The organism is Poriferisphaera corsica, assembly GCF_007747445.1.
Taxonomy (GTDB): Bacteria; Planctomycetota; Phycisphaerae; order Phycisphaerales; family Phycisphaeraceae; genus Poriferisphaera; species Poriferisphaera corsica.
The window spans coordinates 1,062,764-1,076,853 of the sequence record NZ_CP036425.1; the positions used below are offsets into that span (position 1 = coordinate 1,062,764).

General features: G+C 46.2%; 15 protein-coding genes and 1 tRNA gene. 6 read left to right on the forward strand and 10 right to left on the reverse strand.

Annotated elements, in window-relative coordinates; translation table 11 throughout:
* Positions 1-47: 47 nt before the first annotated feature.
* The gene (locus tag KS4_RS04255) at positions 48-644 is read right to left on the reverse strand and encodes a PepSY domain-containing protein (RefSeq protein WP_200761562.1); all 597 of its coding nucleotides are present in this window, start codon (positions 642-644) and stop codon (positions 48-50) included.
* Positions 645-793: 149 nt separating this feature from the next.
* On the opposite strand from KS4_RS04255, the gene KS4_RS04260 reads away from it, so the two are divergent.
* Positions 794-2,971, forward strand: a complete 2,178-nt coding sequence (locus tag KS4_RS04260; protein ID WP_200761563.1) for a hypothetical protein — start codon at positions 794-796, stop codon at positions 2,969-2,971.
* 70 nt (positions 2,972-3,041) lie between these two features.
* Complete coding sequence (locus KS4_RS04265; RefSeq protein WP_200761564.1) at positions 3,042-3,767, forward strand: type II secretion system protein; 726 nt, start codon at positions 3,042-3,044, stop codon at positions 3,765-3,767.
* A 47-nt stretch (positions 3,768-3,814) separates the two neighbouring features.
* On the opposite strand, the gene KS4_RS04270 is transcribed toward KS4_RS04265, so the two are convergent.
* A complete protein-coding gene (locus KS4_RS04270; protein ID WP_145075084.1) occupies positions 3,815-4,534 on the reverse strand; it encodes a hypothetical protein in 720 nt (239 codons plus the stop codon).
* Positions 4,535-5,191: 657 nt separating this feature from the next.
* On the opposite strand from KS4_RS04270, the gene KS4_RS04275 reads away from it, so the two are divergent.
* A complete protein-coding gene (locus KS4_RS04275; RefSeq protein ID WP_145075087.1) occupies positions 5,192-6,085 on the forward strand; it encodes a tetratricopeptide repeat protein in 894 nt (297 codons plus the stop codon).
* A 148-nt stretch (positions 6,086-6,233) separates the two neighbouring features.
* On the opposite strand, the gene KS4_RS04280 is transcribed toward KS4_RS04275, so the two are convergent.
* The 6 genes from KS4_RS04280 to KS4_RS04305 all read right to left on the reverse strand — a co-directional run bounded on the left by KS4_RS04280 (position 6,234) and on the right by KS4_RS04305 (position 10,462).
* Positions 6,234-6,307 (reverse strand) — tRNA-Val (locus KS4_RS04280).
* Between the two features lie 46 nt (positions 6,308-6,353).
* Positions 6,354-6,656 carry a Sec-independent protein translocase subunit TatA/TatB gene (locus KS4_RS04285; protein ID WP_200761565.1) on the reverse strand — a complete coding sequence of 101 codons (303 nt, stop codon included), beginning with the start codon at positions 6,654-6,656 and terminating at the stop codon, positions 6,354-6,356.
* Between the two features lie 225 nt (positions 6,657-6,881).
* Entirely contained in the window at positions 6,882-8,117 is a 1,236-nt protein-coding gene (fabF, locus tag KS4_RS04290) for a beta-ketoacyl-ACP synthase II (RefSeq protein ID WP_145075090.1), read from the reverse strand.
* 492 nt (positions 8,118-8,609) lie between these two features.
* The gene (gene acpP / locus KS4_RS04295) at positions 8,610-8,852 is read right to left on the reverse strand and encodes an acyl carrier protein (RefSeq protein ID WP_145075093.1); all 243 of its coding nucleotides are present in this window, start codon (positions 8,850-8,852) and stop codon (positions 8,610-8,612) included.
* 183 nt (positions 8,853-9,035) lie between these two features.
* The gene (gene fabG / locus KS4_RS04300; RefSeq protein ID WP_145075096.1) at positions 9,036-9,785 is read right to left on the reverse strand and encodes a 3-oxoacyl-[acyl-carrier-protein] reductase; all 750 of its coding nucleotides are present in this window, start codon (positions 9,783-9,785) and stop codon (positions 9,036-9,038) included.
* A gap of 155 nt (positions 9,786-9,940) precedes the next feature.
* Positions 9,941-10,462 carry a hypothetical protein gene (locus KS4_RS04305; RefSeq protein WP_145075099.1) on the reverse strand — a complete coding sequence of 174 codons (522 nt, stop codon included), beginning with the start codon at positions 10,460-10,462 and terminating at the stop codon, positions 9,941-9,943.
* A gap of 295 nt (positions 10,463-10,757) precedes the next feature.
* Between KS4_RS04305 and KS4_RS04310 the strand changes: the two genes are divergently transcribed.
* The 3 genes from KS4_RS04310 (at position 10,758) to KS4_RS04320 (ending at position 12,571) form a co-directional block, all read left to right on the forward strand.
* On the forward strand, positions 10,758-11,255 hold the full coding sequence (locus tag KS4_RS04310; protein ID WP_145075102.1) for an RAD23 family protein: 498 nt from the start codon (positions 10,758-10,760) through the stop codon (positions 11,253-11,255).
* A gap of 125 nt (positions 11,256-11,380) precedes the next feature.
* A complete protein-coding gene (locus KS4_RS04315) occupies positions 11,381-11,848 on the forward strand; it encodes a hypothetical protein (RefSeq protein ID WP_145075104.1) in 468 nt (155 codons plus the stop codon).
* 309 nt (positions 11,849-12,157) lie between these two features.
* Complete coding sequence (locus tag KS4_RS04320) at positions 12,158-12,571, forward strand: hypothetical protein (RefSeq protein ID WP_145075106.1); 414 nt, start codon at positions 12,158-12,160, stop codon at positions 12,569-12,571.
* A gap of 90 nt (positions 12,572-12,661) precedes the next feature.
* On the opposite strand, the gene KS4_RS04325 is transcribed toward KS4_RS04320, so the two are convergent.
* The gene (locus tag KS4_RS04325; RefSeq protein ID WP_145075109.1) at positions 12,662-12,958 is read right to left on the reverse strand and encodes a hypothetical protein; all 297 of its coding nucleotides are present in this window, start codon (positions 12,956-12,958) and stop codon (positions 12,662-12,664) included.
* A 77-nt stretch (positions 12,959-13,035) separates the two neighbouring features.
* Positions 13,036-13,962, reverse strand: a complete 927-nt coding sequence (gene fabD / locus KS4_RS04330) for an ACP S-malonyltransferase (protein ID WP_145075111.1) — start codon at positions 13,960-13,962, stop codon at positions 13,036-13,038.
* Between the last annotated feature and the right edge of the window lie 128 nt (positions 13,963-14,090).

The following is a 14,090-nucleotide window of genomic DNA, read 5'->3' on the forward strand; positions in this document are numbered from 1 at the left end:
AACCGAGATGGCGTGGCAGGGCTGAATAAAGTTCGGATGTGTTGTGTCTAGGCAAAAATGAAGAGAATGAGGGTGCAAATAAAGCCTATCAAAGTCCATCGGATGGTGGTTTTACGCAATGAGGGCACTTGCAGGGCAAGAACGACGCCGGTCAGGAAAATCAGTGCGGCAGCGATCGATAGAGCGACCGCAAATAGCTTGACTGGTGGCGATAACGCGAAATGAAAACGGATAAGGCGTTGAAAAAATGAGTACTGGGTGACTTTTAGTTCACCGGCTAGGCCAGCATCAAGAATCTTCAGTCGTACTGTTTTGCTTGTGTCGATCCATATGACGCTGCTCTTATTAAATTTGACGGTCCCCCATATGTGGCTCAGAGATTGTTTACTGAGTTGGTTTTCGAGTGCAGCAAGCTTATCAGAATTGGTTTCGCCGATCGGTGTATCAAAGAGTATGTCGTGTGTTTGGCTATGAGATGAGCCACGGATGTGGAATGGGAGCAATGAGCCTGTGATGAGAAAGATCATTGCAGCGGGGAGGAAGAAAGATGAAATCGCGGTGTGCAGCCACATCCATTTTTGGCGACCGATGCGTTTTCTGGGTTTTTGCGTTTTCTTGGTTGCTTGACGAATGGTTGTGGGCATAACGATCTGCCTTGAGTAACTGAAACTGAGTTGCAAAATCATAAAGTTAGTGTATATTGCCGTTATTGTCAATGAGAATCAGTCTCATTTGCGAGAATGGGCATTAATTGAGCAATGATATTTCAGTCATTAAACAAGGAGAGGATGTGATGCAAAATAAATATAAATGCTATCCAGTTAATAAGATACTTTTAGGGATGTTGGCTGCGGGCATGCTATGCGGTACTTCATTTGCGGCTGCTCCCAGCCATATGGATTTATTGGTTGGGCAAGCTCATTCAGAAGCTGATGGTGGGCGATTGGGTGGTTATGCTTACGATGCTAATACGGGAAACTTTTGGTTGGCGACATTTGGTACCGCTGCCGGAGTGCGACAGTATGATTCTGCAGCAGATGATTCCGAAACATATGTGACGCCAACAGATATTGAGTTGTTCAACCGCGCTTCCGATGTTTCGGGTGGCCTGACGAGTGCTAATAACAGCGGTAACACCTACTTATTCAGCATGCTGTTGAATCCTAAAGAGGTGACTCGCAACGGTGTTATATATCAAGCGGGTGAGTTGGGTGTGTTAATCAATTACTCAGATGTGAAAGAAGACGGCCTTACACTGCGCCCTGAATGGGGTAAAGCAGTCATGGCATATGATCTTCGTAAGATCGGTAGTGCGACGACTAAAACGCCTGACCGTGCGAATGCTCAAACTGGTGCGCCTGATGGCTCTGTGTATGGTGCGACAGGTGTTACTGATTGGAATGATGCATTCGGTGTTATTGCGACAAATAACGATTTTACGAACGCATCGATTGATTCCGATTATGAAAAAAGGCCATACATTGCAAGACAGTTCGCTTGGTCGAGTAGTGGTAAATCAATCTATATTTCTAATCACGGTAATCGTGAAAAAGGTGGCGGAATATATCGTTTAAATGTTGAAACGAATGAGTTGAATCATGTGGTAACGGTGGGGGCCGATTCCAGTAGTACGTACTACGCTGAGCCGAGTGTCGTGCATACCAGTGTTCGTGATTTCGGTGCTGGCGAAGGGGCTGGTGACCAAGTGATCATCAGCGGTGCAGCAGATAACGGCAATGCAAATGGCATCAGCTATTTTGTTGATGGTGAGTCTGGTGCTAGTGATGTCAAAACATTGGTTTCAGGGGAAGATTTGCTTGCGTTCACGGAACGTGATGATACAAGGCTTTGGGCTTCAACGGCTGATACTGAAGGTAATCTATATTTTGTCGAAGGCAAAGGTGGCAATATCTTTAAGTTGGATCAAGCTGGCCGCCTGATTAGTATCGCTAATAAAGCTCAGTTGTCTATATTCAACAAAACAAATGGTGGTAAGTATTACAGTAATAGTGGTAATGCAACCCGGCTTCAATTGCGAGAGATTGATGGTGGTGATTTACAGCTCATGACTCGTACAAATAACACGTTTGTTACCGGCGTCACGATTGGTAAAAGTGGCGATTTAAATCAAGACGGACAAATCAACGTAGCGGATACAAATTTCTTTAAAACTCAGTATGAACAGGTAGATGCTGCGAGCCTGATTGTCGGCAGTGATGAATATCTACATTATATTTCAGCAGATTTAAACGGCACGGCAGATTTTGATCGAAAGACAGGTGTGCTTGCTAGCCACGCGGTAACAAACAAAGACATGGATGTATTGCGTCAATTTATCAACCTGCGTGCAGGCGACACAAACTGGGATTTCAAAGTTGATATTTCTGATTTCGAAACATTGCGGAGCAATTTCGATCCAACAGCAACAGATAAGTCATGGTTTGATGGTAATTACAACTACAACACGAATGGTGCTGTCGACATAGCTGATTTTGAAGCGTTACGTGCTTCATTCAATCCTGCGGATTCTTACGAGACAGAAGTGGCAGTTACATCAGATGTTGTTACGACTCAAGCGAATACCCCAGTGTTTGCTGCGGCAGAATCGGAGGATCTCTCAATTGAAATTACTGCCGATGGTACAGTGAACCTAGTTGGTAATGCATCATTCACCAGCTTTCAAATCGTTGGTGACGCAGACAGTGTTGTTGAGAGCAATTTCATTCCTGTAGCCGGCATGTTTGAGACGTCAGGTGATAAGTTTGTTGGTGGTTTGGGTTTCGCACCAGTAGCTCTGGATGGCCGTCTTTCATTAGGGCAGATCTACAATATTGATTTGGATTTGCGAGATTTAGTTTTCAGCTACAACGGCAATCTTGTCGGCGAGGTCACTTATCTCATACCTGAACCTTCAGCGGTCATGATGCTCATGGCAAGTTCATTGTTACTACTACGTCGCAAGCAAGCATAGAGATTCTACTCCACCACATTCATCGTACATGTGCGTCTCTTCTTACCATATTCGCACAGTAAGAATAAGCATGAAAACTAACAAAGATAATACTAAGTACGCCATGACCACCCTTAATCGTAGTGGTCATGGCTTTACACTTATCGAATTGCTAATTGTAATTTCGATTTTAGCTGTGCTTATTGGCCTGTTAATGCCTGCTCTGAGAAAATCCAGAATCAAAGCTCAGCAGGTAGTCTGTATGAGTAATCTTAAGCAGATCTATACTGTCGGGCATTCCTATGTTGTGGATTTTGATGGATTCTGGCCTGGCTCTTATATATTGGGTGCTTTTAGCTATCGTCAGGCACCTGGTAATAAAACATCAAATGATCCAAGGGCATTGCCTGAGACTTTCGGTTTGCCTGCAATCTTTGATCAGCAGGGCTATATGGATGGTCATGATTCAACGTGGATTTGTCCTTCTCAAGTAGATCCATTTGTGTCATATGGCAATACATACATGTTTTATGCTCATTTCTCTGTGCGATCTAATGGTGAGATAAGAGATCTGTTTGGTAAGAAAAGATTCTACAACGTTCAGCGTGAAGAATTAAAGAAGGGTTTAGAAAGGCAAATGATCGTAATGGATAATTTTACACTCAAACCCGGACTGACTGGTTTTAGAGGTCCATTCCGTGGATATACAGTGCCGTACAAAGAGCAGGTTTGGCCACATCCATCTGGTAATGAAGCAAAGAAATATGGCTCCAACGTGCTATACGTTACCGGCCATGTAGGTCAAAAGATAAAATAAAACAGGGTCGTGTAGACCCTGTTTTATTTTATCTAATAAGAATAAATTTATTGTGTGGGAATGTATTCGTATTCAATTGAAATTATCCCGACAATTTGAGTACGTAAATATGTGGTATGTATCATGGAGTTGCTAGGATCAGAATCAACAATATAGCTCATTGCAGATTCAATATAGGTAGGCAATTGAAAGTTTATTTGACCATAACCGATAAAATCAGCGATGTTTCCAAAAGTCTTGCTGCCTGACAACGTGGATCCTAGATTGGTACCACTCTCATACTTGTAAGTGACAAAAAAATCACCATCTTCTAAATCCCCTTCAATGGGAGGTAGATTTATCATTGATTGTTTTTTACGATAATTACCTAGATTTGAGGAAAACCCAATTTCTGGTGACTTTAACCTGAAAACTAAGTGCGTAAAGAGCGGGCCAGATAATTCTTGTATTTCGGTTTCATCAATCCATTCCGAGAATTCTTCACTAATTCCGATATAACTGTCTACAACAGGGTTAGTAACAGTAAGAGAATATGTTATTTTCACATCTTTAAGGTCACCCAGACTGGGATCAAATCTTGTAACTCCTACATCTAGTGTATTGAAGTCGTCTCTCAGATCAATAATTGGATAATTCCCTGTGTCTTTACTCCAGCCTTCAAAAAATATTGGTTCACCACCCCAAGTCCAATCTCCAACAATCGGTTGGCCGACCGTAGTTGAATATACAATAAATTCACTAGTTTCAGCATTGATATATGTATTCATGTTTAATAGTAATGATGCGAAAAAAGTGTACTTAAATTTAATAAAGTAATTAATCATATAATTAGAATCCCTTTCTATGTGAAAATAGTAGTGTTACGCATATTTATATACAATTAACTAAATATACTTGCAAGTGATAATCAGTTTCAATATCATATAGGCGGCAATATTTTTATTAATATTTTTAGATAAAGTATTGTTATTAAATAGAATACGATTTGTATATAAATTTAGTTATTTTTTTGTATTAAATTGTTGGGTAACCCAACTGCCTTTAATCAATTGTTAACGACCAAATCACTAAATATATGAATCCTAATATGTTCTCTTTTGATAAGAGAATATTTGGCCAATCTTATAGGATAGTTTTTATATAAATGAAAATACTAATAACTATGTAATACCATTAAATGCGTAAGTTGATTCAAAAATAATTTAATAAAAATTATGAATTGAATTTGCTTAATTTTTACACGTTTGTCGTGCTTTAATAGGCTTGTCGGGGTTTGTAAAAAAGTAATTGGTGTCATTGATACGGTGAAGCAGATATACGATGCGTGAGCTTCATCTCGTGGATATGAATTAATAATTAAGTGAGATTGTAGTTGCATCTGCAATTTCGGTATCACACAAACTTATTTCTAGGATCAAAGAGATATGAAGAAAAATCTATTACTAACAATTTTGGTTGCGACGGTATTGGCAACGATGTCCACTCATTTGGCAGCAAATGATTCGGCCGGCAAAACGTTTTATGAGCGAGGGATGCAACACGTAGCGGCAACAGAATACGTACAAGCAGCAGAAGCGTTCAAGGCAGCATACAAAGCTGAACCTGAGAATATGTCATACAAAAAGCAGTACTCAAAACTGCACAATATTACGCGCATGCAAACGCTGATCCAAGATGAGGAAAGTAACGAAAAATGGTTCCGTTACGCAAAATCACTGCGCATTTTCTATACCAATAACAACGATGCATCTCGATTGATTGCCCTCTGCCAACAGATGCGGGAACGTGATCCTTCGATAACGACAACGAATATTTTGTCTGAAGCACTCATCAAAGTCGGTGAATATCAGGAAGCTGAGAATCTTCTAGCATCGATATCACCTGAAGAGGCATCGAGAATAACGCTTGTTTTGCAGGGGTTGGCTGCGGCACACTTGAACAAGACAGATCATGCAGAGGCCACATTGGTAGATCTAGCAGAGAATGAATCTGTGAGTATGGGCTTGTTGTTTCGTATAGCGAGGCTACAAGCGCTATTAGGGCATCATGCAGACGCATCTGAGAGCATGGCGACAATCTTAAAGGCAGCACACCCAAAATCACATGCTGGATTAAAACGAGTCGTGAATAACACGCTTGAATTCCAACCACTATTAACCGACGTCGAATTTGTTCAAGCACTTGCTACAAAATCCGAAAAACCGGAAAAAGAAGATGACTGCGCAACGTGCCCTAACCGTTCTACATGCAAGGAGCGCGCAGAGAAAGAGTCATGCGACGGCGATGATGATTGTGATGGCCAGAGTTGCTCTGAATAGATAAAGCGTATTACGTGAATAGAACTTGCTGTCACACGTCTCACATGATTTTCTGTGAGGCGTGTGCTTTATATACCTAACGCGATGGGGTCATACGATTGGTAGATGAAAATAAAAAACTCCCGCACAGAGTCGGGAGTTTTTTTAGTGGGCGATACTGGACTCGAACCAGTGACCTCATCGATGTGAACGATGCGCTCTAGCCAGCTGAGCTAAACGCCCTTTCATTTGAACAAAATACTCCCTCTCACTCACGGGTCAAGCTCACTCAGGCGCTTTGACCATTCTGTGGATTATCCGTGGGTGACTTTTCCTTCTCATTGCCCGTCATGTCCATCTGCTGACCGCTTTGCTGATTGTCGATCCGTGGCTGGCTTTGGCTTGCCGGATCAATGTCGTCCTCAATGCCCGCAAGTCCCTTCTTGAACTCGACAATTCCCTGGCCCATCTTTTTGCCAATCTCAGGCAGGCGGCGACCAAACAGTAGTACCCCGATCAATGCCAATATCAAGATTTCTTGCCAACCAATTTGGCCGAAAAATCCCATCGTTACTACTGTATTCCATTCCATGATTTGCGTCCTATTTGATATCCCCAACTCTTATTCAACGTCTTCCCAGCTGCCATTATTGCATCTAACCACTCAGCCAGCCAGTCTTTTACGTTTTACGCCCTCACAGCAGGCTCGTAAAGCCGCCCCCTTTAAAAAGACGGCCTGTCGTCTCCTTCAGGCCGTCTTGCTATTTCTTTTTCATCGGCTCTTTCAAGCCAAGTCCCCCATTCATTGTTTTTGGTCTTAAATCTTGCCGATTGCCAATGAGGTATTGTGCCCACCAAATCCAAAGCTGTTGCTCAGGGCATAAGTGATTTCTTTTTCGCGTGCTTCGTTAGGCACGTAATCAAGATCGCATTCATCTTCAGGATTTTCAAGGTTGATTGTTGGAGGCATCACGTCGTTCTTTACCGCCAAAGCTGTTGCAATGGCCTCAATGCCGCCCGACGCACCTAGTAGGTGCCCCGTCATGCTCTTGGTTGAACTGACAGACAGCTTGTATGCGTCTTCACCGAACGTTCGCTTGATCGCCCGTGTTTCAGCAACATCGCCTAAGCCGGTGCTTGTACCGTGAGCATTGATGTAATCAATGTCATTGGTCGTGATCCCAGCATCTTTCAATGCGTATTCCATCGCAAATGCAGCACCGCGGCCTTCTTCATCCGGAGCCGTGATATGTATGCCGTCTGCCGATTGGCCATAGCCCAATAACTCAGCATGGATTTCAGCGCCACGTGCCTTCGCATGTTCATACTCTTCGAGTAAGACGATGCCAGCACCTTCGGAAAGCACAAACCCATCACGGTCTTTGTCGAATGGACGTGACGCGTGGGTAGGGTCATCGTTACGCTTTGACAAAGCTTTCAATGCAATAAAGCAGCCCAAGCCAAGCGGCGTGACCGCAGCTTCTGAACCGCCACCAAGAATGACGTCGCATGAACCACGACGGATCATCTCGTAGCCTTCACCGATCGCGTGTGCAGCTGATGCACAAGCCGAGACTAATGCACAGTTAGGCCCACGTAATCCGTAATGGATCGACACGTTACCTGCTGCTGCGTTACACATCAGCTTCGGCACCATGAATGGGCTCAGGCGATCTGGTCCCTTTTCCATCAGCTTACGATGACCGTCTTCAAATTCCTTCATGCCACCAATACCAGACCCAATAATAACGCCGCAGCGATATGGGTCTTCTTGATCGAAATCGATCCCTGAATCATTGACCGCATCGATCGACGCATTCATTGCGTACTGTGCAAAACGGTCAAGACGCTTTGCAGCACGACGGTCAAGGTGATCACCCCCATCATATTTTGTGATCTCGCCAGCAATCTTCGTTGAGTATTTCGTTGTATCGAATTTCTCAATCTTTTTGATACCGCTCTTGCCAGCAAGCAGGTCTTTCCAGACCCCATCGACGCTCGTACCTAGGCTTGTGACCCAGCCGAGCCCTGTTATGACTACACGTTTGCTCATGCTTTGCATCTCGGATGCGTGTGAAACATTCTTAATCCCGCTTCGGTCCGCTCAAACTTCAGCAGGTCACATTTTCTCCGCAAGCGTTCTTCCGCTTGCGCCACTTAAATGTGTTCAACATTCAAACGTCTTCGACGTCTACTTCAGGCTGCTAGAACTCATACGAAATTCATACGGCTGCATGCCTGTGAACCAATCATTCTAAGCATACCCCGCCATATCGCCAACTTTTACCCCCTCATTCACCCTTTCCCCAAGTCTCATCAACCTGTTAATCCCGTCCCAATATGCCACTCACCACTCCCCAAAGCCCCATCCAGCACCTTGACCCCATTTTGAAACACAGCACTGGCTGAGCAGCCCCTGTCACCTCCCTGCTTTCGCAGTTCTGCTCAGGTCCCGCTCAACCAGCGCTGCACAATTTCCCAATTTTCGCGACGGGCCATGACGCCCGCTGCTCTTCTCCCCCACTCTCAAACTTCACACGGGAAATTAGTCCATGTGTTGCTTGATGAATTCGATTGCCTGACCAACAGTCTGGATCTTTTCTGCGTCTTCGTCTGGAATGGAAGTCTCAAACTCGTCTTCAAACTCCATCACCAGCTCAACAGTGTCCAAGCTGTCTGCGTTCAAATCGTTCACGAAATTCGTGTCACGATTGATTTCGCCTTTATCCACGCCCATCTGTTCTGCAACGATTGCGACTACTTTTTCTTCAATTTCTTTTTCGTCCATGATCGGCTCCTTGTTCCTGCACCGCAGGAGCGAGTAATTTATTTTTCTGGATCTGAAAATTTCGGTCCAATAATGACTAACCGGGGAATATAGCGAGTTCCGGCCACTCTCTCAAGCCATTCCCTCACTTACACCTAACAATGCCCTCACCTCACCACCCCCCGAAACCCCACCACTTTACAATTACATCATCGTCATCCCGCCGTCAACAGCCAACGTCTGACCCGTCACATAGCTCGCATCATCGCTCGCCAGAAACGCCACAGCCGCCGCAATTTCATTCGGCTCACCCATCCGACCAACCGGGGTAACCTGCTTAACCATCGCCTTAATCGACTCAGGAAGCACATCTGTCATGTCTGTCGCGATAAAACCCGGAGCAACCACGTTCGCTGTGATCTTCTTGCTCGCAAGCTCTTTCGCAATCGTTTTCGTCAAACCACCCAACCCACTCTTCGCTGCTGCATAATTCGCCTGACCTGGATTACCAGTCAACCCTGCAACCGATGCAATGTTGATAATTCTTCCGAATTTTCCACGCATCATCGGCCGAAGTGCCGCGCGACATGCCACAAACACACTACGCAAGTTCGTATTGATCACCTCGTCAAACTCTTCATCCGTCATCCGAAGCAGCAAATTATCCCGCGTAATCCCAGCGTTATTTACCAAAATATCCAACCGTTTATGCTCATCAGCAACCGCTTCAATTAAAGCCGTTACTGCAGTACCATCGCTCATATCACAAGTCTTCACACTTGCTTCACCGCCCATGCTCTCAATCTCACCCTTAACTTCGTTTAGCAAACCCTCATTCCGCGCCACCAACACCACATGACGATCCTGTTTCGCCAACGCGAATGCAATCGCCTTGCCAATCCCTCGGCTTGCCCCCGTCACAACCGCCACACGCTTTCCTTCAAGTTTTGCCATCTCTGCATATTCCCTGCTACCAACGCCAAAGCGCGGCCGCGCTCTCGCGCGTCATTTCTGTCCTGTCCATACGTCAGCAAGCCGATTTTAGCCCCCTCCTCGTCGGCAAGCCCCCGTGGCTGTCAACGTATCATATTGCGACAGATCATACACAATCAGCCCGTGCTTGCACGTTTCCCCGAGCTTTGGCTCTTTCTCGTACCCACCACGATCTGATCGATCGTTGCCACAATCAGCCCAATTATCAAGCCAACCATGATCCCCAATCCACCCCCAACCATTACACCTGCCTTCAAAGGATTGAATCCCCACGACATTGCCACATCACCGCTCCCATGCCGCTTCCCATGTCGACTCATCATCTTCACATCTCCCCCACTAACCTCAACCCGTGCATTGCCCGCCTGAATCTCAATCGAGCCCGCTTCCACTTTCGAGCCGTCATCTGCCTGCATCCGCGTCTTCGGATAGCTCATCTCATCACTATTCTCCGAAGCTTCAAAGAAAACCCCCTCTTTCCCACCACCAATCACCACAGCCTCACCACGGGGCCCGTTCGCTTCGAATGAAAAATCACCCGATACCGATTTTCCAATCAATCCACCACTAACTGCACTCAAAACACCAATAACAACTGTCATCGCCAAAAACACCATAAAAAACCGGATTACGCGCATGTCTGCTCCCTTTCGTTTCGATAATAAACCCGCCCAAATTTGGACACCTCCCCCTACACAAGCCTCACAGCATACTGCCATCATTTCCCTTATCGCTAGCCCTATTTCCCCCCAATCCACACATCTGCAGTTTCACCGGGCATAACCCACAAATCCGCATCACTACCTAACCTATAAGGCAAGTCCGGCTGTCGCTATTTTTTCAAACCTTGCATTAAATACCTATAGACCACACAACCACAAATGTAAGCACACGGAGATAACGTTTAAGACTCTATTAAACAGCAGAGATACCATGGATACCAAGACGCTTTATACGACGTATATTTTCGCCCTTAGCCTGCTTCTTGCCAGTTGTGAATCTACCAAATCGAATACCCACATCAAATCAGCCTCAGAGCAGCCTTCTGAGGTCTCAGCAGCCCCATCTCCTCATATGGCCGAAGAATCCACGCAAGCTGCTCAATCGCCGCTCTCTGCCCTTCCTGCCCCTCCAGGCCCCAATGATCCTGCCTTGTCGCCTCCAGAGCGTGCTCAGGTTGCCACGCAAATGCTCACACGCATGCTCAGTTTAAATGAAGTCCAATCCAGGCAAGTCCACAAGATCTTCCTGACCTCAGCGAAAGAAACTGATCGAGCTTTCGATGAGCTTTCTGCCAGTAAACGCCACGCTGCTTTCAGACGCATGCAGCAGCAAAAGGTAGATTCCCTGAGATCTATCCTAACTGTCGATCAATACATGGATTACATTCGTTATCGCTCAGAACTCAATCCCTATATGCGATTCAAATAACCCGCGTCATAACCTTCAAATGCCGCAAAAGCAACATTTCTACAAAAATGTATTTTTATTTGATTGTGGCGATGACTTAGGCGTTTACCCTGCCTAGTATTCAATGGAAAGGGATTCAAAAAGCTATGACAACTAAAACCGTTAAATCTTCTTCGATTTTGACCGCATTCGCAGCTTTAACCATCACACTCCCACTAGCGGGCTGTGCAAACTTCTCATTCCAGAAGCGAGCCGTGGAGGCCTCTCCACAAGCTCCCATTCAGCGAGCCACCATGGTCACTACAGAAATGGACCAAATCTGTAATCTCAATAATGAGCAGCTCGCTCAGATCCAGGAAATCAATCTCAAGTGTGCCGAAAAGTGTGATCGCGACTTGCAGAATACCAAGCTCTCACCCGAGCAGCGTGAACGCACCGTACTCCGTAACTGGAACCTGAAAAACGTTAAGTACCAGTCTGTCCTCACACCAAAACAGTACATAGCTTGGCACAACCGCAGCGACGACATGTTCTCTCAAGCGAACAACGTCGCAATCAGACCACAAAAGCAACACAACGCCTCAGCCGCTGATACTGTCACCGCCACAAACTAAGGCCCTAAACCTCGGCTTTAAATCGTTTCGTGCTGCCAATAAAGCTAGTGAACGATCAACATAAAAAAATTCTCTCTCATTGAATACAAAACCAAAATCCACTCCCTCCTTATAAGCCCGCACACATTCTCTTGTGCGGGCTTTTTATCACCCCTCTTTCAACCATGTCCACATAACTCCGCCTCATCCCACACTATGTCTTTTACCTATACCCCTTACTTCTGCTTATCCCAGGCCTAGCATCTCACAAAGCGGGCAGCACGGGTAACAAATTCCATTCGTTACTCTTCATCAATCGGAGTGAGAAACATGACCATCTTGACCAAACCGTTCACTGCTATTTGCGCCGTCCTGCTCGCTTTCTCGTTATTCCTATCGTTAGGCTGTGCTGCTGGGCATGTCGACGCTCAAGACAATACCCCCGCAATGTCTAACCAGCAGTTAGCCAAGCGTATTGCAGACCGTCTTCACACCGAGGTCGGTCTGAATCAAGAGCAATACCAACAAGTCTATCAACTCAATCTCAAATACATCCCTGAAATGGATCGCATCCTCGATTCAAAAGAATTCCGCATCAAGAAAGACCGCAAGCTCCGCGAGATCGAGTTGCGTAAAGATAACCAGTACCGCGAAATCCTCACTGACGAGCAATATCAAAAATACCTGAAAATGAAGGATCAAATCGTTGCCATGATCCGCGATCAGCACCCCGATACGAAATAAATAAACGTCTCAAGACGTACTGAAAAATACGAAATAACATTCTTTCTTTTTTGATTCACCCGCATCGGGCACACCACCCACGCGGGTTTTTTATTGCGCACCAATACGCTTCTTCCTGCTGAAATACAGATCCCCCCAGCCGATTGCCACACCGATCACTAACCCTTCAAGAGCACCGATCAAGCCGCCCAGCACAAACCCTTCTCGCCCTTTCGCTTCAACCTTTGTCGGGTCCGTTTTTCGCTCACCACCAAAAGTGACACCACCCGCCGCATCTCTCCCCATCATGTACCCGCCCCACGCGCTTAGCGCAGCCAACATCCCCATCACCACCACCACAATCACCATAAATCGAACCACTTGCCTCATATCTCCACCCATCGTCATCAACCCCCACGATCCAATAAAAAACCCACCACAATCGTGATGGGTCTCAATGACTATCTTTCGAATAGAATGTCGCATTAAGCTTTCGGCTCGGCAAAGTTCGTGACCTTGCGCTTCCGCTCAATCCGCTTCATCAACCCCGTCAGCACCTTGCCCGGCGACACCTCAATCATCGGCATCTCCGTATTCGCTGCCGCCCATTGCATCGACTGACTCCAACGCACAGGGCTCGTCAGCTGCTCAACCAGACGCTTCTTGATCGAATCAACATCCGCCTCATGTAACTCGCCCGTCACGTTTGATAGCACAGGAACCTTCGGAATATCCCAGTTCGTCTTGTCCAATGCCTCGCCCAAACGATCCGCCGCCGGCGCCATGATCGGACTATGAAACGCACCCGCCACCGTCAGCGGCGTAGGCTTCAAACCCATCTCATTCGCAACACCCACAACACGTTCACACGCATCAACGCTACCACTCACCACCACCTGCATCGGCGAGTTGAAATTCGCAGGCACCAAAATCCCATCTTCACGCGCCTTGTCACAAAGCTCGTTGATGATTTCTTCATTCGCATCACCAGTGATCGCCACCATGCTTGACTCCGACGCATCTGCCGCATCCTGCATCGCCTGACCACGCAACCTCACCAAACGCAAACCGTCAATGAAGTCATACGCACCCGCTAAATGAAGCGCCGTAAACTCGCCCAGGCTCAAACCAGCCGTAAAACCGACCGGATCAATCTGACCTTCTTCAATCAGCGCCTGATAGCACGCCACCGACGTCGTGTAGATCGCCGCTTGTGCAACGTCTGTTTTGCTCAACTGCTCGATCGGCCCTTCAAAGCACAGCTTCGATAGCTCAAAACCAAGCTCCTTGTCCGCAGCCGCGAACGTCTGAGCCGCAACAGGATATTTATCAAACCAGGCTTTCCCCATCCCAATGGCCTGTGCGCCCTGTCCCGGACATAAAACAAACGATTGCTTGCCAACTTCACTCATCACGCATTTCTCGATTCCAATTCCGATAAATCAATATTGAACGATCCGAATATGTTAGCGTCTCCCCCGTTTTCCACCATCCTCCCCCTCCATCACCTCATCTCCTCCCCCCATCTCAGCCATTCATC

Coding starts and splice junctions, on each gene's coding strand:
- acpP (WP_145075093.1), bottom strand. CDS start 8,852: ATGGACGAAAAAGAAATTGAAGAAAAAGTAGTCGCAATCGTTGCAGAA.
- KS4_RS04285 (WP_200761565.1), bottom strand. CDS start 6,656: ATGGAATGGAATACAGTAGTAACGATGGGATTTTTCGGCCAAATTGGT.
- KS4_RS04325 (WP_145075109.1), bottom strand. CDS start 12,958: ATGACGATGGGTGGAGATATGAGGCAAGTGGTTCGATTTATGGTGATT.
- KS4_RS04315 (WP_145075104.1), top strand. CDS start 11,381: ATGACAACTAAAACCGTTAAATCTTCTTCGATTTTGACCGCATTCGCA.
- fabF (WP_145075090.1), bottom strand. CDS start 8,117: ATGAGCAAACGTGTAGTCATAACAGGGCTCGGCTGGGTCACAAGCCTA.
- fabG (WP_145075096.1), bottom strand. CDS start 9,785: ATGGCAAAACTTGAAGGAAAGCGTGTGGCGGTTGTGACGGGGGCAAGC.
- KS4_RS04270 (WP_145075084.1), bottom strand. CDS start 4,534: ATGAATACATATATCAATGCTGAAACTAGTGAATTTATTGTATATTCA.
- KS4_RS04275 (WP_145075087.1), top strand. CDS start 5,192: ATGAAGAAAAATCTATTACTAACAATTTTGGTTGCGACGGTATTGGCA.
- KS4_RS04305 (WP_145075099.1), bottom strand. CDS start 10,462: ATGCGCGTAATCCGGTTTTTTATGGTGTTTTTGGCGATGACAGTTGTT.
- fabD (WP_145075111.1), bottom strand. CDS start 13,962: ATGAGTGAAGTTGGCAAGCAATCGTTTGTTTTATGTCCGGGACAGGGC.
- KS4_RS04260 (WP_200761563.1), top strand. CDS start 794: ATGCAAAATAAATATAAATGCTATCCAGTTAATAAGATACTTTTAGGG.
- KS4_RS04320 (WP_145075106.1), top strand. CDS start 12,158: ATGACCATCTTGACCAAACCGTTCACTGCTATTTGCGCCGTCCTGCTC.
- KS4_RS04265 (WP_200761564.1), top strand. CDS start 3,042: ATGAAAACTAACAAAGATAATACTAAGTACGCCATGACCACCCTTAAT.
- KS4_RS04255 (WP_200761562.1), bottom strand. CDS start 644: ATGCCCACAACCATTCGTCAAGCAACCAAGAAAACGCAAAAACCCAGA.
- KS4_RS04310 (WP_145075102.1), top strand. CDS start 10,758: ATGGATACCAAGACGCTTTATACGACGTATATTTTCGCCCTTAGCCTG.